Origin of the sequence: Pedobacter xixiisoli, assembly GCF_900215335.1 — a bacterium.
In the GTDB taxonomy this organism is placed as follows: Bacteria; Bacteroidota; Bacteroidia; order Sphingobacteriales; family Sphingobacteriaceae; genus Pedobacter; species Pedobacter xixiisoli.
The window spans coordinates 1,321,383-1,341,193 of sequence record NZ_OCMT01000001.1; the positions used below are offsets into that span (position 1 = coordinate 1,321,383).

Annotated in this window: 15 protein-coding genes and 1 pseudogene; 9 read left to right on the top strand and 7 right to left on the bottom strand. The window is 36.9% G+C overall.

The features are described 5' to 3' along the window. The first annotated feature begins 11 nt into the window (after window positions 1–11). Window positions 12–389 (top strand): GxxExxY protein, encoded by a 378-nt coding sequence (locus tag CRO54_RS05230; RefSeq protein ID WP_097129449.1) that lies wholly within the window; start codon window positions 12–14, stop codon window positions 387–389. A gap of 152 nt (window positions 390–541) precedes the next feature. Here the strand turns inward: CRO54_RS05230 and CRO54_RS05235 are convergent, their stop codons facing one another. The 5 genes and pseudogenes from CRO54_RS05235 to CRO54_RS05255 all read right to left on the bottom strand — a co-directional run bounded on the left by CRO54_RS05235 (window position 542) and on the right by CRO54_RS05255 (window position 6,383). Beyond that, window positions 542–1,423, bottom strand: coding sequence for a hypothetical protein (locus tag CRO54_RS05235; protein WP_097129451.1), 882 nt, complete (start codon window positions 1,421–1,423; stop codon window positions 542–544). A 171-nt stretch (window positions 1,424–1,594) separates the two neighbouring features. Continuing rightward, complete coding sequence (locus tag CRO54_RS05240; protein WP_097129453.1) at window positions 1,595–2,332, bottom strand: (Fe-S)-binding protein; 738 nt, start codon at window positions 2,330–2,332, stop codon at window positions 1,595–1,597. Window positions 2,333–2,365: 33 nt separating this feature from the next. Further along, a complete protein-coding gene (locus CRO54_RS05245; protein WP_097129933.1) occupies window positions 2,366–3,736 on the bottom strand; it encodes an MFS transporter in 1,371 nt (456 codons plus the stop codon). A gap of 49 nt (window positions 3,737–3,785) precedes the next feature. Then, window positions 3,786–4,415 (bottom strand): annotated as a pseudogene (locus CRO54_RS21440) (putative polyvalent protein kinase domain-containing protein). 75 nt (window positions 4,416–4,490) lie between these two features. Continuing rightward, window positions 4,491–6,383: a RecQ family ATP-dependent DNA helicase gene (locus tag CRO54_RS05255; RefSeq protein ID WP_097129455.1), complete on the bottom strand. Its 1,893-nt coding sequence runs from the start codon at window positions 6,381–6,383 to the stop codon at window positions 4,491–4,493. 215 nt (window positions 6,384–6,598) lie between these two features. Here CRO54_RS05255 and CRO54_RS05260 point away from each other — a divergent pair, with 215 nt between their 5' ends. Continuing rightward, window positions 6,599–9,850, top strand: coding sequence for an amidohydrolase family protein (locus CRO54_RS05260; protein ID WP_097129457.1), 3,252 nt, complete (start codon window positions 6,599–6,601; stop codon window positions 9,848–9,850). A gap of 280 nt (window positions 9,851–10,130) precedes the next feature. Here CRO54_RS05260 and CRO54_RS05265 read toward each other — a convergent pair whose 3' ends face one another. Further along, a complete protein-coding gene (locus CRO54_RS05265) occupies window positions 10,131–12,326 on the bottom strand; it encodes a B12-binding domain-containing radical SAM protein (protein WP_097129459.1) in 2,196 nt (731 codons plus the stop codon). Between the two features lie 150 nt (window positions 12,327–12,476). Further along, a complete protein-coding gene (locus CRO54_RS05270) occupies window positions 12,477–13,667 on the bottom strand; it encodes a BaiN/RdsA family NAD(P)/FAD-dependent oxidoreductase (RefSeq protein ID WP_097129461.1) in 1,191 nt (396 codons plus the stop codon). Between the two features lie 408 nt (window positions 13,668–14,075). Between CRO54_RS05270 and CRO54_RS05275 the strand changes: the two genes are divergently transcribed. The 7 genes from CRO54_RS05275 to CRO54_RS05305 all read left to right on the top strand — a co-directional run bounded on the left by CRO54_RS05275 (window position 14,076) and on the right by CRO54_RS05305 (window position 19,551). Continuing rightward, window positions 14,076–15,215, top strand: coding sequence for a 5-(carboxyamino)imidazole ribonucleotide synthase (locus tag CRO54_RS05275; RefSeq protein ID WP_097129463.1), 1,140 nt, complete (start codon window positions 14,076–14,078; stop codon window positions 15,213–15,215). Between the two features lie 70 nt (window positions 15,216–15,285). Beyond that, window positions 15,286–15,768 carry a 5-(carboxyamino)imidazole ribonucleotide mutase gene (gene purE, locus CRO54_RS05280; protein ID WP_097129465.1) on the top strand — a complete coding sequence of 161 codons (483 nt, stop codon included), beginning with the start codon at window positions 15,286–15,288 and terminating at the stop codon, window positions 15,766–15,768. A 165-nt stretch (window positions 15,769–15,933) separates the two neighbouring features. Then, window positions 15,934–16,932 (top strand): tryptophan--tRNA ligase, encoded by a 999-nt coding sequence (trpS, locus tag CRO54_RS05285; RefSeq protein WP_097129467.1) that lies wholly within the window; start codon window positions 15,934–15,936, stop codon window positions 16,930–16,932. A gap of 82 nt (window positions 16,933–17,014) precedes the next feature. Further along, on the top strand, window positions 17,015–17,629 hold the full coding sequence (locus CRO54_RS05290) for a deoxynucleoside kinase (RefSeq protein ID WP_097129470.1): 615 nt from the start codon (window positions 17,015–17,017) through the stop codon (window positions 17,627–17,629). Window positions 17,630–17,680: 51 nt separating this feature from the next. Then, window positions 17,681–18,412, top strand: a complete 732-nt coding sequence (kdsB, locus tag CRO54_RS05295) for a 3-deoxy-manno-octulosonate cytidylyltransferase (protein ID WP_097129473.1) — start codon at window positions 17,681–17,683, stop codon at window positions 18,410–18,412. 32 nt (window positions 18,413–18,444) lie between these two features. Further along, the gene (locus CRO54_RS05300) at window positions 18,445–18,981 is read left to right on the top strand and encodes a hypothetical protein (protein WP_097129475.1); all 537 of its coding nucleotides are present in this window, start codon (window positions 18,445–18,447) and stop codon (window positions 18,979–18,981) included. 192 nt (window positions 18,982–19,173) lie between these two features. Continuing rightward, window positions 19,174–19,551, top strand: a complete 378-nt coding sequence (locus tag CRO54_RS05305; protein ID WP_097129479.1) for a hypothetical protein — start codon at window positions 19,174–19,176, stop codon at window positions 19,549–19,551. The last annotated feature ends 260 nt before the right edge of the window (window positions 19,552–19,811 follow it).

Genomic DNA, 19,811 nt, shown 5'->3' on the forward strand with positions numbered 1-19,811 from the left:
TTCTATGGATTATGACTGAAAACGAAATCTCTTATGAAATACGTGGAGCGATTTTCGAGGTATACAATAACCTTGGGCCCGGTCTTTTAGAGTCTGCTTATGAAGCCGCTTTAGGATTTGAATTAGGAAGAAGAGGACTTTTCTACGCTAAACAAGTTCCTTTAACCATGCAATATGAAAGTATTCAGTTGGATATATGCTATCGGCTAGACTTTTTAGTTGAAGATAAAGTTATCATCGAAATAAAATCAGTTGAAACGCTGTTAAATGTTCACCATAAACAATTAATCACTTATTTGAAGTTGTCCGGATTAAAACTCGGCATCCTTGTAAACTTCAATACTGATGAAATTGCTAAATCTATTTTTAGGAAGGCAAATGGCATCTAGCTTTTCCAACAGATTTTCGCAGATATTTGAATAGTAAAGATCTCCTTAATCTGCGGTTCAATCAGCGAAAATCTGCGGGAACGTCAGCTGTCTGTAAACAAAAAATGTCCCGACCACAGCCGAGACATTCTAAAAATATAAAATGGAATTCCTTAGTTTACTCTACCAGTAGCACCTTGACGGTTGCCGTTGTTATTTCTAAACCTAGCCATCATAGCAGCTTGTTTAGCTTGGTATTGTTCTAGAGTAATTGCCGTTGCCTTTTTAGGAGCAGTTACGTCTTTATTACTAACGTTTCTGTACTCAATACTTTTTGCTGTGGTACCGCCACCTTTAATTTCAATAGCTAATACAGCTCCTTCCGTCCATAAGTTTGGCATTGGGGAAAAGTTAAAGCCCAAATCATTGGTATACCAAAGTACTGTTTCGTCAACCACGTCTTTATCCATATCTAAAACTTTCGCTTTACGAGTAGTTCTTATAGTTACTTTCTTGCAATCAAGATTAACAATCTTTTTAGTTTCATCAGATTTGATAATATCTACTACAGGAGGAACATCTAAAAATTGTACTGCATTGTTATTTTGATTACTGTTTCTTACGCCATTACCGCCACCAAATTGATTGATTGAAGCCAAAGCTAATTTAGTTGGCATCACATAAGTAGTATCCATTAAATCAAACACTTCAACCAATTTTTGGTCGGCAAAGGTGTAGTAATATTCTTTATTACCACCACCGAAACCGCCGCCAAATCTCATACCACCACCTGGACCGCCGCCGCTATTGCTATCCTCTGTTTCTGTTACAGGCATATAGCTTGCATTGGTAGCATTGTAAAGTAATTCGTAATTAGATTTGATGGATTTAGGCATACGAGCTTTCATTTGCTCAGGTATTTGTCTGCCACTTGCTTCGGCAACTGCAATTGGGTCAATTATAGTTTCAAATTGGATAGCTCCCGATTTCTTTTGTGCCTGTGCATTAACTGTAAAAGCCAATACACTTAAAAAAGCGATAAATATTCTTTTCATTTATTGTTTTGTTTTCGATTATAATTACGCAAAACTAACTCTATCTCAATAAATTTCATGTTAACAAAAGTTATAATTTTGTTTTATAACTGTAGTTTTACAATGTAACAATCAGCTAATTTGCAAGTGCTTTGATTGATATTTTAGTGATTGGTTTAATCGACAGAAAAATTAATATTCGGTACTTTCTAACCAACCATTCGCCAGTACATCCGCTAGGTGCATTGTCTTGAGTGGAATGTTATTTTTCTTGATATAGCCGTCGAGGTGCAGCAAACAAGAAAGGTCGGTTGAGATGATGTAATCCGCATCCATTTCTAGAGCGTTATTAACTTTTTGCTCTGCCATGGCCGATGAAATGGCATCAAATTTAACGGCAAAAGTACCACCAAAACCGCAACACATATCGGTATCTTTCATTTCGAGCATTTCTAAACCTATTACTCTAGAAAGTAGCTGACGAGGTTCTTCTTTGATTTTACACTCTCTTAATCCACTGCACGAATCGTGATAAACCGCTTTACCTTCTAATTCAGCTCCGAAATAATCTTTTTTCAATACGTTGACCAGGAAATCCGATAATTCAAATATGTTGGATTGTACATTTCTACATTTGTTATGTACAATGGTATTGGTAAACAAATCATTGTAACCACCTTTTACCATGCCCACGCAAGATGAAGATGGCGCCACGATGTATTCGCTCTCCGAAAAATCTGATAAAAACTTCGTGCCTATTTCCTTGGCTTGCTCCCAATAACCTGCATTGTAAGCAGGCTGTCCACAACAGGTTTGTTTGGAGTTGTATGAGATTTCGCAACCTGCTTTTTCCAAAACCTTAATGGTATTAAATGCAGTTTCAGGATATAATTGATCTATAAAACAAGGGATAAATAGCTCTATCTTCATTATATTTATTTAGGTATCTGCTCTTAAAATCACTTAATCAACCACCACGGCTTTAGGTTCTACCTTTTTTAAGAGCAGCAAAAATACTAAACCAAAAACAAAAAACAGTGCTAATGCAATCACCGAATTACGCATGCTTCCGCTAAGTACTTCTATATAGCCGAAGCTGAACATTCCAAAAACTAGCGCAACCTTCTCAGTTACATCATAAAAGCTAAAAAATGAAGTATGGTCTGGACTTGATTGAGGTAAAAATTTAGAATAGGTAGAACGCGATAAAGATTGAATTCCGCCCATAATTAAACCGATAACTGCGGCTAAAGCATAGAATTGCATTTCGGTGTGGATGAAATAAGCAGATATACAGCTGCCAATCCAAATAATTACCACACCTATTAGCACATTTACGTTACCAAATCTCTTCGAGGAAAGATAAGACATCAGCATTGCGCCAGGAATAGCTACCAATTGTAAAATAAGGATGGTCGCAATCAATTTAGTGGTTGGCAGATGTAATATTTTCTCACCAAAAATAGTCGCCACTAACATCACGGTCTGTACACCCATTGAATAAAAGAAGAACGCAAACAAGAAGCGCTTCAAGTATTTCATTTGCTTTACCTGTTTCCAAACTTTATTTAGTTCTTGGAAGCCACTACTCATGATGTTTTTCTTTTCTGTTTTAAAATTCGGACTTCCTTTTGGCAAGTTTCTGAAAGGAATTTGAGCAAAGCCAATCCACCAAATACCAACTAACAGAAATGATAAACGTGCCGGAACGGAGGCATCTACAATACCAAACCATTCTGGCTTAAACACAAATACAAAGCAGATAATTTGCAGAATGATACTTCCAACGTAACCAAAAGTAAATCCTTTGGCACTTACATTATCTTGTTCTTCAACCGTTGCAATTTCTGGCAGATATGAATTGTAAAACACCAAACTTCCCCAAAAGCCAACGGCGGCAATTACAAACATAATTACACTAAAATTCAGTGTATTTACTCCTTTATCGGCATTAATCTCGAAGAAAAAAAGCGCACTACAGGCAATTGCGCCAATGTAGGTAAACATTTTCATGAAGATTTTCTTGTTACCTCTGGTATCGGCTATGGAAGATAAGATTGGAGACAAAATTGCAATTACTAAAAAAGCAAAAGCCATGGCATAGGTATACAGAGCAGAGTTGATGATTTTATAACCAAAGAAATAAACATAATCGATAGTATTATCATCTTTATCGCCTGTAATTGCCGTGTAATAAGCCGGAAATATGGTGGAAGTAATGACTAAATTATATGCTGAATTTGCCCAATCGAAAAAGGCCCAAGAGCGAATTGTCTTTTTATCGTTTTTAACCCCTAAATCCCCATAAGAGGATTTTGAAAGCTCGTCTTTCATAAATTCGTGTTGTTTATTGCGGCTAAGATATGAAATTTGGTGAATTGAATTATTCTTTCCAAAAATCATCTGTTAAATAGAAAACTGTATCTATAAAGAATAGGAAACCGTTATTAGTAAGCACATTTTCATCGTGTAAATCTTCTAAGATAATTCCTAATTCAGTATTGAAATAATCATTATTTCTTGTGTTAGAAAAACCATTTTGAGCTAAAAACGCCTTTACCAAGTGTAAATCTGTTATAGTAGTAATGGTTACAAACGATTGCTGAACAACAGCATACAAAAGATTTTTATCATCTTTTGTAAAGCCTATCAGTTCGTAAGCGGTATCGGAAAAAAAGTAATTATGTAGTAAAAGATTGTGGAATTAATCTTGCCACGAAGCGTAGTAAATGGCATCGTTAAGTTTAATGACGTGTTTATCGTCTTTTAGATAAACCTTTTGTTCGGCGCCTTCACTTACGTATTTCGAAAAATCTATATCATTAATCCAAAGATTATTTTCGATGATAAATTTCTCTAAGACCTGTTCTTCTTGTTTTCTGAAGAGCTTTGTGCCTTTAATTGCTGTGCTTGTTTCCGTGCTTTTTCTAACGTAACTGGATATTGTTTGGATAATTTCTCCGAACCTAACTTTGCTCTTTCCTGAAAGGACATTACGTAACTCATTTTTCACGTGTTTTTGTTAACTAACACAAAGATAAGAAAGATTGTTTACTTAATTAAATAGGGATTAATTGGCATTCAAATGTTACAAATAATACTTCTTCCCATCAGTTTTTATTTTACCTGCGTCAAGAAGCTCTCTAATCCTATCAATTTTATCGTTATCTGTACCCGTCTGTATACTTTTTACCAAATCATCTAAGTCGAAATGCCCACTTTGTAACACCGTACTAATTTCGTAGTCGATTTTATCATTATAGTCTGCTAAATCCTGTAGTTTCTTTTCCGCTAAACACACATCGCAAACACCACATTTATCGGCTTTGCTTTCTCCAAAATAAGTAAGCAATTGTATGCTTCTACAAATTTCGTTAGATGCATAGGCCAATACAGCCTCTATTTGCGTACTTTGAATTTGCTTTCTTAGTTCTATAAATTTAGCATCTACATCCAAATGCAACATATCCAATCTGGCGGTAATAAACTGCAGTTGTGGTTTATCTGTTTGCGGTAAGTAAGAAATCAGGTTATACTCCTGTAACTTCTTCAAATAAGCAATTACATCATTGTAGGAAATCTTCAATCTGTTCGACAAATCACTTTCTTTGATTTTCACATAACTATCAAAAGCTCCGCCGTAAGAGCGCTGAATAGTTTTTATAATTGGGTCGAACGCTGCATTTTCAATTTGGAAACGGTAAACATCTTCGTGGCCAACGGCAAACATCAGCCTCGAAGAAATAAATATATTCTCTGAAAGCGTTAAATAGCCGTCACGTTCTAAAAATTTCAACGCAGCCATCGTTTTAATTACCCCAATATTAAAGCGTTTACAAAAGTCAGCCAAATCAAACTCAAAGCTTAAACCTTGTCCAGCGCCATAAGCTAACTGGTAATAATTACCCAAATAATGATAGACTTTTTTGATTTCATCAACTGATGGAAAGCTGTCAGTATATTTAGCTTCTAAAACCTTTTGGTCACCGTTATTGGTCAGCAAAACCCCGAACGCCCGTTTTTCGTCACGCCCTGCCCTTCCTGCTTCTTGATAGTAAGCTTCCAAACTTTCGGGCAGATCTAAGTGCACCACAAAACGTACATCAGGTTTGTCAATCCCCATCCCGAAAGCGTTGGTGGCCACCATTATTCGGGTTTTATCTTTCTTCCAGTCTTCTTGTTTCTGGAAACGAACATCTTTTTCTAAACCTGCATGATAAAAATCTGCTGAGATTTGGTTGCGCTGCAAAAACATGGCTATTTCGGCAGTTTCACGTCTGTTACGAACATAAACCAACCCACAACCTTTTACATTTTTGCAGATATCAATCAGTTTTTTGTGTTTGTCATCAAGGTTAAAAACTACATAACTGAGGTTTTTTCTTGAAAAGCTTTTCACAAAAACCTGTGCATCTTTTAGTTCGAGTTTTTCGATGATGTCTGTTCTAACTTCGGGCGTAGCAGTTGCAGTTAGTGCTAAAATTGGTATATCCGGAAGAATTTCTCTCAGCTCTTTGACTTTCAAATATGGTGGTCGAAAATCATAACCCCATTGTGAAATACAATGTGCTTCATCGATGGCAATCAAATTCACATTCATGTACGAAATACGTACTCGAACCAGTTCTGAAAGCAATCTTTCTGGAGATAAATAAAGAAACTTGATTTTCCCGTAGATACAATTATCCAGCAAAATATCGATTTCTCGCTTGCCCATTCCGGCATAAATTGCAATGGCTTCAATTCCCTTGGCTTTCAGATTTTCTACCTGGTCTTTCATCAGTGCCACCAAAGGCGAAACCACAATGCAAATACCCTCTTTCATCATGGCTGGAACCTGAAAACAAACAGATTTTCCTCCGCCAGTTGGCAAAAGAGCTAAGGTATCTTGACTTTTTATAACCGATTGAATAATCTCTTCCTGCAACGGACGAAAAACATCAAACCCCCAATATTTCTTTAAAACTTCTGTTGCAGTCATATAAAATCTAAGCTCAAAACTATGAAACGGTAGCGGTTTTTCAAAAAAGGTTTAGCCACAGATACACGGATTTGGTTTTAATCAAACTTAAAAACAATTAGAATGTTTGTAAACATTTTGATGTCAATCGTATCAATATTTTGAGAAAGACATCTGTGCATCTGTGGCAAGAAATACTTAAATTGCAACTTTTAGTTGTTACATAAAATTTTAGAATGAAGAAGTACGTATTTGCCTCAGCATTGTTATTTACCTTAAGTTCTGCTAACGCACAAGATAAAAAAGAATCCCCAAAATGGGATGTAGAAAAATACAAAGGAACTAGTAAAAGTTTCAGTATTACCACCAACGAAGGCACTTGGATGAACTTGGATGTTAGTCCAGATGGCAAAGAAATAGTTTTTGATTTGTTGGGCGATATTTACGTAATGCCAATTACTGGCGGAACTGCGAAATTGCTAAGCGGTGGTATTTCTTATGAAGTTCAGCCTCGTTTTAGCCCTAACGGGAAGTACATTTCGTTTACAAGCGATAGAAGCGGCGCCGATAATATTTGGATAATGGATAGACAAGGCGGCAACAAAAAGCAAATCACCAAAGAAACTTTCAGATTGTTGAACAATGCTACTTGGATGCCAAACAGTGATTATTTAATTGCTAGAAAGCATTTTACCGGTTCTCGTTCCTTAGGCGCTGGTGAAATGTGGATGTACAGCATTTACGGTGGCGACGGTGTACAACTGACCAAGCGTAAAAACGACCAACAAGATGCAGGCGAACCCAATGTTTCACCAGATGGCAAATTCCTTTATTTTAGCGAAGATGTTTCTCCTGGTCCGTTTTTTCAATACAGCAAAGACCCTAATGGATTGATTTACGCCATCCGCCAGTTGGATTTAAACACAGGAAAGTTAACAAATTTAATTGCCGACCAAGGCGGTTCTGTTCGTCCCCAGGTATCTCCTGACGGAAAATATATGGCTTATGTCAAAAGGGTAAGATTGAAATCGGCTTTATACATACAGAACTTAAAAACTGGTGAAGAATATCCATTATATGATGATTTAACGAAAGACCAACAAGAAACTTGGGCGATTTTTGGGGTGTATCCAAACTTTGCTTGGACACCAGATTCGAAGAAAATTATTTTCTATGCTAAAGGCAAAATTAGACAGGTTGAGCTTAATAATTTATACGTAAGCGACATTCCTTTCGAAGTAACTAGCAACCAGACCGTACAAGAAGCTTTACATTTCGATCAACAAGTTTTTGCTCCAGAGTTTACGGCTAAAATGCTTAGGCAATTGGTAACATCGCCCGATGGCAAAATGGTAGTATTTAATGCTGCCGGATATTTATATAAAAAGGATATGCCTAGCGGTGTTCCTGAAAGGTTAACTAACGGTTTGGATTTCGAGTTTGAACCTAAATTTAGTCCAGATGGAAAGTTTGTGATTTACACCACTTGGAGCGACGAATTTAAAGGTGCAATTAAACGAACAGACTTAAAAACGGGAAAAACCATCAGTTTAACAGACGAAAAAGGTTACTACTACTCTCCTAGCTACTCGAATAAAGGCGATAAAATAATTTTTAGAAAAGGTGTTGGTAACGAAACACTTGGCTTAACTTATGGCAAAAACACAGGTATTTTCATGATGCCTGCTAATGGCGGTGCAAAAACGTTGGTATTGGATAATGGTATCAAGCCTCAATTTAATGCAGATGATACTCGTATTTTTTATCAAAGTTATGACAGCGGTAAAAAAGCTTTCAAAAGTGTAGATTTAAATGGCAGCAATGAACGTACTCACTATACTTCGCAATATGCTACACAGTTTTGCCCTAGTCCAGATGGTAAGTGGATGGCATTTACAGAGCTTTTCAATGCATATATCACGCCAATGGTTACTGCCGGAACTGCTTTAGATTTATCTGCAGGAAATAAGGCAATTCCATTAACTAAAGTAACAAAAGATGCTGGAACTTATTTGCATTGGAGTGCCGACAGCAAGAAGTTATTGTGGACTTTAGGCGAGAAATACTACAATAGAGAAATTAAAAACACTTTTACCTTTGTTGAAGGTGCACCTCAAGTGCTACCTGAACCTGATACAACTGGTGTTTCTATCGGTTTAAAACTAAAAGCTGATGCACCAACAGGACTAATCGCCTTAAAAGGTGCTAGAATTATCACGATGAAAGGCGAGCAGGTGATTGAAGAAGGGACAATTTTAGTAGAAAATAACAAAATTAAAGCGATTGGAAAAGTAGACGAAGTTCCAATTCCTGCAGATATTAAAGTGGTTGATGTAACTGGAAAAACCATTATACCAGGTATAGTTGATGTTCATGCGCATTTGAGAACTAGTCCAGATGGGATTAGCCCGCAACAAGATTGGTCATATTTAGCTAATTTGAGCTTTGGCGTTACTACTTCGCACGACCCATCTAGCAATACAGAGATGGTATTTAGTCAGAGCGAAATGCTAAAATCTGGCAGAATGATTGGACCACGTTTGTATTCTACAGGTTCCATTTTATACGGTGCCGATGGTGATTTCAAGGTAACGATCAATAGTTTGGATGATGCGCTTTCGCATTTGCGTAGGTTAAAAGCGGTTGGTGCGTTTTCGGTGAAATCTTACAATCAGCCACGAAGAGACCAACGCCAGCAGATTTTAGAAGCTGCCCGTCAGCTGAAAATGGAAGTTGTTCCTGAAGGTGGTTCTACATTTTTCCATAACATGACGCAGGTTGCTGATGGTCACACGGGCATTGAACATAGCATTCCTGTTGCACCAGCATACAAAGATGTGGTTGATTTTTGGAACAAAACAAACGTAGCCTATACCCCTACTTTAATTGTGGCTTATGGCGGTCAGTGGGGCGAAAATTATTGGTACGATAGAACTAACGTTTGGGAAAATGAACGTTTGTTGAATTTTACGCCAAGAGCGATAATCGATGCAAGAGCTAGACGTAGAACGACTTCTGAGTACGGAGATTACGGACATATCGAAGTAGCAAAAGCAACCAAAACCATTGCTGATGGTGGTACAAAAGTGAACTTAGGTGCTCACGGACAGATACAAGGTTTGGGTGCGCACTGGGAATTATGGATGTTTGTTCAAGGCGGAATGTCGCCATTGCAAGCGATTAAAGCGGCAACTTTGAACGGAGCTGAATATTTAGGAATTGGTAAGGAATTAGGTTCGTTGGAAACTGGCAAATTAGCAGATTTAATCATTTTGGAGGATAATCCCTTGGAGGATATCAGAAACTCTGAAAAGATTAAATACGTGATGATTAACGGTAGGATTTATGACAGCATGACCATGAATGAAACCTATAGCAGAGAAAAAATGAGACCAAAATTATGGTTCGAAATGGATAAAGGTGTAGCATTTTCTTTGCCGTACAAAACTGCAGAAACTTGGACGTTTACCGTGCCAAATTGTGATTAACTTATAGCCTATAAAGGGAAATTACATAACGCCGTCATTTCGAACACAAAGAGAAATCTGTCAAATAGTAGCATTTAACTAACAAATTTCTCCTCGTTCCTCTTCGAAATGACGATTTTGTTAACATTCCAACTAAACATTAGCATACTGCGTCATTTCGACTGAAGCGCAGCGAAACGGAGAAATCTTTGAATATTTTCACCATCCTTAACGGTGATTTAAATCCAAAGATTTCTCCACTGCAGTCGAAATGACGATTTATTAGCGTTCAATGCTAGATTTACAACACCAACAAACCGTACTCTCTCAAAGTATGGATTGGTTTTGAATACCAGAACAACTCAAAATGTTCTATCTCATTTTCAAAATCAGCTTTGATTTCTTGAAAGGTTAAGGTTTTATCATTAGCTGCAGAAATTCTATTTAAAATACCTACTAACCACTCTCCTTCAGCTTTATTAGTCTGAATACTAAAAGTTTCCCTTTTGTTATGAAAATGCAAGTTGATCATCTCCCAAGTATTGCCTTTTTTAGATTTAGTAAAGGTTTCTACAGATGGCTTTCCGCCCAACCAAACTATTTTCGCAGTGGGTTTAACATTGAAATTCTCATTGCTATTTAAAGCGATATCAATAAAATTAGGCGCAATGGTAGTTCTGGGAATTTTGAAATCAAACCAATCTTGCAGCTTATAATCGAAACAGATGCCGTGCATAAAATTAAAGAGCGACTTCTTTAACCCATAACTAAATTTATTGTGGTCAATTCCTGTTTTATCAATATAATTAATATCGTTGTTGGCGAAAGTCCCGATTTCTTCCGTTTCTTTCACTACCCCAAATTTCTCAGGATACAAACCCACCGGACTATGCGCTGTCATAGCAAATTGGTGCCAAAAGCCTGATTGCAAAACACCGGCTTCAAACAACTGACGAACCATTTCCAAACTATCTATCGTTTCTTGTACCGTTTGCGTTGGATAACCGTACATTAAATAGGCATGCACCATAATTCCAGCTTCGGTAAAATTTCTGGTTACTTTGGCTACTTGCTCTACAGTAACACCTTTATCAATCAGTTTTAATAACCTATCGGATGCTACTTCCAAACCACCGGAAACTGCAATACAGCCCGATGCTTTTAACAATAAACACAAATCTCCGGTAAAGCTTTTCTCGAAACGGATGTTGGTCCACCAAGTGACGGTAATTTTTCTGCGAAGAATCTCCAAAGCTACCTCACGCATTAAAGCCGGTGGCGCAGCCTCATCCACAAAATGAAAACCATTCTGACCAGTCTTTTCCACCAAATCCTCTATCCTATCTACAATCTGTTTGGCAGCAACAGGCTCGTAAACTTTGATATAATCTAATGAAATATCGCAGAAAGTACATTTGCCCCAATAACAGCCATGTGCCATCGTTAACTTATTCCAACGCCCATCGCTCCACATTCTATGCATTGGGTTTACAATCTCGATAACCGAAATGTAGCTATCCAACAACAAATCAGAATAATCTGGTGTACCTACATCAGCTTGCTTGTAATCACTTCTCAAAGCATCGTTTCTGTAAGTAACTTCACCATTTTCCAACAAGAAAGTTCTTTTGTAGAGGTTGAATTCGCCACCTTTAACTATAGCGTTATATAAAAGCTCGATAGGTAATTCGCCATCATCTAAAGTAATGTAATCGAAAAACTCAAAAACTCTCTTGTCTGAAAGTGAGCGTAGTTCCGTATTTGGAAAACCTCCACCCATCGATATTTTTATATGAGGATAGTTTTGCTTCACAAACTGCGCACAACGAAAAGCCGCATATAAATTCCCAGGAAATGGAACTGAAATTAAAAACAGCTTTGGCTGAACTTTTTCTATCCACGCCTTAAGAATATCAATTAGAATAGCGTCAATATAAGTTGGTGTTTGATTTAAGGCTTCGTACAATTCATCAAAAGAATTAGCGCTTCGCCCCAATCGCTCCGCGTACCTACTAAAACCAAAATTTGGGTCGATACATTCTACAATGAAATCAGAAATATCTTCCAGATAAAGCGTAGCTAAATGCTTGGCTTTATCTTGTGTTCCCATGGCTCCAAACGCCCAATCTAGCTCCTCTAGTTGCGAAAAACGTGATGCTTCTGGTAAAAAATCTTCCTGACAAATCTGTAATGCTAGGGTTGGATTTTTACCTTGCAGAAAAGAAATAACCGCATCAATGGTTTTCAAATATTCCGCTTTAAGTGCAAGAATTCGCTGGACATTAAATGAAAATATTTCGTTTTTTAGTTCTGCTTGATTAAACAAATGAGTTAATCCTTTTTTGGAAAAAAGTGCTAAAATGACTTCAATACCTAGGTCGGCTTGGGTGGATGAAATGCTTTTTGTATTTAAAAAACCTTTGATATACGCAGTAGCTGGATACGGTGTATTCAGTTGTGTAAAGGGTGGTGTAATTACGAAAAGTTCGCTTTGCAATGGGTTATTATTTTGTGCAAAAGTACGTAAATTATTCTCGTCATTGCGAGATACAAAGCAATCTTAAAGCATATTGTAGACTTTCATCGTTGTAATATTGCTTCGTCATTCCTCCTCGCAATGGCGAAAGTTGAACGGCATGAGAAAACCTTACAAATTCTGTGCAATCACAAAACCACTTGCCCAAGCCCATTGAAAATTATAGCCACCCAACCAGCCAGTCACGTCTACACATTCGCCACCAAAATAGCAACCTGGCAACTTTTTGCTTTCTAAAGTTTTCGATGAAAGCTCGTTCGTATCAATACCACCACGCATTACTTCTGCCTTATCATAGCCCTTGTCGCCTGCTGGTTTCACTTTAAAATGGTGAATGGTTTGTTCCAATTGTTCCATTTCTGTTTTGGTTAAATCGGCAATAGTTTTGGTTAATGGCAAAAATTTACCCAAAGCATCTGTAAACTTTTTGGTGTAAAATCTATTCAATAAAGTTGACAAATGAATACGTCCATTTTGCTGACGATCAACGGTTAATAATTCAATTATATTTTCGTTTGGCAGCAAATCAATTTCAATTTCCTGTCCTCTGCGCCAATAGCTAGAAATCTGTAAAATAGCAGGGCCGCTTAATCCCCAATGTGTAAATAGGATGTTTTCTTCGAAACTCATATCCTCATTACTTACTCTACAGAAAACTGAATTTCCAGATAATTGAGCAAACCAATCTTCGTCTTTGCCGGTGATGGTTAACGGAACCAATGCAGGTGCAGTTTCTATAATATTGAGTTGATGTTTTCTAGCAAATTTTAGAGCAAAATCTGTGGCTCCCATTTTCGGAATTGGCAAGCCGCCTGTTGCAATAACCAGTTTTGGAGCGGCTAAAGTTTTTGTTTTCCCGTTGATTTGATATTTAACCTGATATGATTCTTCCTCATTTTCAATTGATACTACTTCTGCGTTGCAAACGATTTGTTGTTCCATTTCTTCGCAAAGCGATGTAAAAACTTCTACTACATCTTTTGCATTCTTACCATCAGGAAATAGCTGACCTAAAGTTTTTTCGGCTCCGTAAATACCGTATGTTTCAAAAAAGTTGATCGTGTCTTCAACTGTCCATTGTTTAAAGGCAGATTTTACGAAATGCTCATTAGCAGAAATAAACTGCTCGTATGTAGCACCAATGTTGGTGTAATTGCATCGACCGCCACCAGAGATGAGGATTTTAGCACCTGCTTTGTCACTTTTTTCGAGTACAATAACTTTTTTCCCTAAGAAACCAGCTTGTACAGCACACATTAATCCGCAAGCACCAGCACCAATAATTATTGCATCGTAATCCATTTCTAAGTTTAAAGTTAAAAAGCAAAAGTAAAAAATGAATGACGATTATCTGTTCAATTGCCTTATAATACTTTACGTTCTTTGCGAAACTCTTATTTTTCTTTGCGTCAAAAATTTACCGCAAAGGTTTTGGAAGTTTGCGCTAAGCGACGCTAAGTTATAGCTAGACTTTTGTTAAATAGCCATGATTGAAGTGGAAATACTTTTTGGTGCTAGTCCTTTTCAAACTTCGTAAGTTTTAAAAACTTACGAAGTTTAAGGTAAGACACTCACAAAAAGATTGCAACGAAAAGCAGGACTTTCGGAAAATAGTAGCACAAACATTGCGCTTCTAACTGTAATCTAATGTGAAATTAACCCAAATCGTATGCTTATTTTTCCCTACTTTTGTTGCAAATTTAAGCGATAATGGCAAAACAGATTAGCGAGTTAAAACTAGGTATTTTAGGTGGCGGACAATTAGGAAGAATGTTGATTCAGGAAGCAATTAACTACAACTTGACCACTTTGGTGCTAGACCCAGATGCCGATGCTCCGTGTAAACACATTGCCAATTATTTCGAAAATGGTTCGATTACCGATTATGATACTGTTTATAATTTTGGTAAAAAAGCAGATATCATCACCATTGAAATTGAGAAAGTAAACGTAGATGCCCTTGAGCAACTAGAACGAGAAGGCAAACAGGTTTATCCGCAGTCTAGAGTAATTAGATTGATACAGGATAAGGGTGTGCAAAAGCAGTTTTTTAAAGAAAATGATATCCCTACCGCTCCTTTCATGTTGGTGAATTCTAAAGAAGATTTGAGCAGCGGAAAATTTCCATTCCCATATATTTTAAAGTTGCGTAAAGATGGTTACGATGGAAAAGGCGTAATGAAAATAAGCAATGCTTCTGATGTTAAAAACGCATTTGATGCACCTACTTTAATTGAGGAACTTGTAAATTTTGAGAAGGAAATAGCTGTGATTGTGGCTAGGAATGCCAACGGAGATACGAAGACTTTTCCAATGGTAGAAATGGAATTTAATGCTGAGGCCAACTTGGTAGAATTTTTAATTTCTCCTTCTACTTACCCAGAAAGCATCCAAGAAAGAGCAGAAAAAATTGCTAAAGACATTGCGGCTGCATTAAATATCACTGGTATTTTGGCGGTAGAAATGTTCATTACTAAGCATGGCGATATTTTAGTGAACGAACTAGCTCCTCGTCCACATAATAGTGGTCACCAAACTATTGAGGGCAACTATGTTTCTCAATTTGGGCAGCATTTAAGAGCTATTTTCAATTTGCCATTGGGCGATACCCGTTCTATTTCAAATGCCATTATGGTTAACGTTTTGGGCGAAAAAGGTCATGATGGTGTAGCTAAATACGATGGATTGGAAAAAATCATGTCGATTGAAGGAGTTTACGTACATCTTTATGGCAAGAAATACACCAAACCATTCCGTAAAATGGGGCACTTAACCATTGTTGACCAAAATCGTGAAAATGCCATAGAAAAAGCGAGGTTTGTACAGCAAACTTTAAAAGTGATTTCTTAAAACAACAAGGATAAAAGACTAGGTTGGAAAACTAAACAACCAAAAACTAATAAACAAAACAACCAAAAAAATGAAAGTTGGTATTATCATGGGCAGCAAGTCGGACTTGCCTGTAATGCAAGATGCGGCAGATATCTGCAAGGAATTCGGTGTAGATTTTGAAATTACCGTGGTTTCGGCCCACCGTACTCCAGATAGAATGTTTCAGTACGCAAAAGATGCTGCTAGTCGTGGTATTAAAGTAATTATTGCTGGTGCTGGTGGCGCTGCACATTTGCCAGGTATGGTAGCTTCTATCACTACTGTTCCTGTAATCGGCGTCCCTGTAAAATCTTCAAACTCTATTGATGGTTGGGACAGTATCCTTTCGATTCTTCAAATGCCAAATGGTATTCCGGTAGCTACAGTAGCTTTAAATGCTGCTAAAAATGCTGGTTTGCTGGCAGTACAAATATTATCGACTGCAAAACCTGAATTGGCAGAAAAAATGCAAGCCTATAAAGACGATTTAAGGGCAAAAGTAGAACAGACTGCTGCTGAAATGGAAGGATAGTCAAAAAAGTAATTAGTCCGGAAGATATATTGTAGCCGAAGAATTAACCCTTCGGCTTTACTTTTTATATCCAATCTTGATTGTATTTGTCAAATCGTTCTAATTTAAAATTCCAACGTTAAACATTCTTTAGAGTTTTCAGTTTTTTAGTTAATTTCGGCCATTATGAAAGAAACAGTTGTTAGTGGGATTAGGTCCACAGGAAAGTTACATTTGGGTAACTACTATGGTGCGGTAAAAAACTTCATCAAGATGCAAGAGGAGTATAATTGCTATTTCTTCATTGCAGATTGGCATTCACTAACAACACACCCAACTCCAGAGAACTTACACGGCAACGTTAAAAATGTATTGGTAGATTATTTAGCATGTGGTTTAAATCCAGAAGAAAGTACTATTTACGTACAATCTGATGTACCCGAAATTACCGAATTGTATTTGTATTTGAACATGAATGCTTATCTGGGAGAACTAGAACGAGCAACTTCATTTAAAGACAAGGTGCGTGCAAGTCCTGATAATGTTAACGGTGGTTTATTGACTTACCCAGTGTTAATGGCTGCAGATATTTTAATTCACAAAGCTACTAAAGTGCCTGTTGGTAAAGACCAAGAGCAACATCTAGAGATGGCTCGTACTTTTGGTAATCGTTTTAATCGTTTGTATAACCAAGAATATTTCCCTGAGCCTTACGCTTTTAGCTATACCGAAAAATTGGTAAAAGTGCCAGGATTAGATGGCAAAGGGAAAATGGGTAAATCTGAAGGGGATGCCAACTGTGTTTACCTTTCGGACACACCAGAGGCAATCCGCAAAAAAGTTTCTAGAGCAGTTACAGATGGCGGACCAACAGCAGAGCACCAAGAAAAACCAGAAGCAATTCAAAACTTGTTCGATTTGATGAAAATTGTTTCTCCAGCAGATACCTTAACCCACTTTGATGATTTGTACAACAAAATGGCGATACGTTATGGAGATTTCAAGAAGCAATTAGCTGAAGATATGATTATTGCTACAGACCCAGTAAGAAATAGAATTAACGATATAGCGAACGATTCTGCTTACCTGCAAAAAGTTGCCCGTCTAGGTGCTGAAAAAGCCAGAGAAAGTGCTCAAAAGACAATTAAGGAAGTACGTGAATTAATAGGATTTAAAAGTTTTTAATTTTATAGATTTGAGAAGTGAGACATTAGATTTGAGAAATCATTCTATCGGCTCAAAATCTCAAATCTCATATCGAAATAGTATGCATATAGCAATAGTAGGCAACATAGGTGCTGGAAAAACAACGCTAACAGGCTTGTTAGCAAAAAATTATGGATGGGAAGCACTTTATGAGGCTGTAGATAACAATCCTTACTTGGAGGATTTTTACAGTGATATGAAACGCTGGAGTTTCAACCTACAAATTTATTTCTTAAATAGTCGCTTTCAACAGATTGTGGATATTGAGAATAAACAACGTAATGTAATACAAGACCGTACGATCTACGAAGATGCGCACATCTTCGCTGACAACTTACATGAAATGGGCTTAATGACCAGTCGTGATCACGATAACTATAGAGCAATTTTTGATAACATCACTTCATTCATTAAACCTCCAGATTTGTTGGTTTATTTAAGAGCGTCGGTACCTACTTTGGTAAATAATATTCAACGTCGTGGTAGGGAATATGAAGCGAGTATACGTATAGACTATCTTTCTAAATTGAATGAGAAATACGAAACTTGGATTAAAAACTATAAACTTGGTAAGCTATTAATTTTAGATAAGGACAGATTAGATTTCACTAATAATCCAGAAGATTTAGGTGCTGTAATTCAGTCTATAGAAGCAGAAATTAATGGTTTGTTTTAAACTTACCGTCTAAAAGGAAGCAAAAAGAATTATTTACCAATTGATTTACTTATGACAAAAATTCTCGGCATTATACCAGCTAGATATGCTTCAACCCGTTTTCCTGGTAAACCTTTAATATATATCAATGGAAAAACAATGATTCAAAGGGTTTATGAACAGGCTAAAAAGACGGAAAGTTTAACTGATGTTGTTATTGCAACGGACGATGAACGCATTGTAGAAGAAGTAGTCAATTTCGGAGGCAAGTATGTGATGACTTCCGCTACCCATAAAAGTGGAACAGACCGATGTGCGGAAGTAGCCGAGCAAATGCCAGAATACGACATCATCATCAATATCCAAGGTGATGAACCTTATATCAACCCTGAACAAATAGAATTATTAACTTCTTGTTTTATAGAAGAAAACATACAATTAGCTACACTAATTAAGGAGATTGATAACAAGGAAGAATTATTCAACGTAAATATCCCAAAAGTTGTACTTAACACTCGCCAAGAAGCTTTATACTTCAGTAGACAAACCATTCCTTTTATTCGCAATGCTGATGAAGAAAATTGGGCAAGTAAACATCCATTTTATAAACACATCGGCATTTATGGTTACCGTAAAGATGTGCTATCTGCAATTACAAAACTTCAACCATCTAGCTTGGAAGTAGCAGAAAATCTGGAGCAGCTACGTTGGCTAGAAAATGGATTTACTATTAAAACCAAAATTACGAATTTAGAGACTATTGCGATAGATACACCAGAAGACCTGCTAAAAATATCGAAATAATTTATTTATATTAAAGCCATAAACTAACTGTAATGAAGAAATTTATTATTCCTGCATTATTAACTATTGGCTTGTTATATGCCTGTAACTCTTCTACTGACACCAAAGATGGTAACGCTGAAGACTTTGAAAAAACAACCACCTTCGCATTTTCTGATGCAATTAAGCTAGATACTTTCAAGGTGGCTTTAGTTGGCAAGGACACCAAGGACATGCAGCTATTGTTCACCATTAAATCTGCTGACGGAAAAGAAATTTATAGACAGGAGATTAAAACAAACGAACTGCTAAAAAACTACATCGCTACTGCAGATTTGAAGAAGGAAAGTGATAAGATGAAATTTTTGAAGGAAGAAATTGCTTACTTTTTTGAAGAACATCACTTTTTGGAACCCGCAGTAACACCAGATGAACAACCTGACAAAAATGTTCCCGACAAAACCTTTTACAACGAACTTAAACAAAGTGGTTTAAACGGATTCGATTATCGTTTAGGAAAAGATAGCAATGTCTATATCGCATGGTCGGCTAAGGAACAGAAAGTAAAGGTTTATTATAAGTGCTGTTAGGCTTTGGTTAACTGTTTAAATCGGTTATTTGGATAATTGTTTTGTCCATCAGATTATTGGGAATACTTTACTGATTTTGCAGACAAGCAACTCATAAATCTGTGAAATCAGCGGGTAACTTTTAAGGCTATTAACTCGTCTTTTACATATAATTTCTTTGAATAACCGCCATTGTTCTCTACATTTGCAACAATGAAAATCTGTAGAAAATTAGTCGCAGGGTTATTGTTGGTTGGCATCTTAGCCAATTGCTTTAACTATTGGATTGTTTCTACCTCCTACCATTTCAATAAATCTTATATTTCATCGGTATTGTGTACCAACAAAGACAAACCAGAGCGTCATTGCGAGGGTAAATGTTTTTTGGACATCAAACTAAAAGAGCTCGAGCAAAAAAACAAACAAGAGCAAGAGCACATGAAACGAGTGATTGAAACGGTAGCTCCAGAAAAATCCTTATTGGTTTTCAAAAATTTTGAAACCGAGGTAGAAACTTCTATCCCTAACTACTTACAGCAAAAACCTGTAGGTAAAACCAGCGTTATTTTCCACCCTCCCAAACAAGCCTAGTTAATTTCTTGGTGGCTTTATAATCGCAATCGTTCCAAATCATTGGGATGACTGTGTTATATTTTGCACTAACCGTTCATAATTCGTTATTGCGAGGTACAGTTTATCCCGAACATTCGGGAAAGCAATTTTAATGCTGTCGTCCATTAAAAATGTGATTATGTTTAAGCTTCGTCATAACGGATTAGCAGCCACCTAAACTTTCCTTTTTGTTACGCCCAGTTAGCACAAATGGTGTCACATTGAGCCTGTCGAAATGT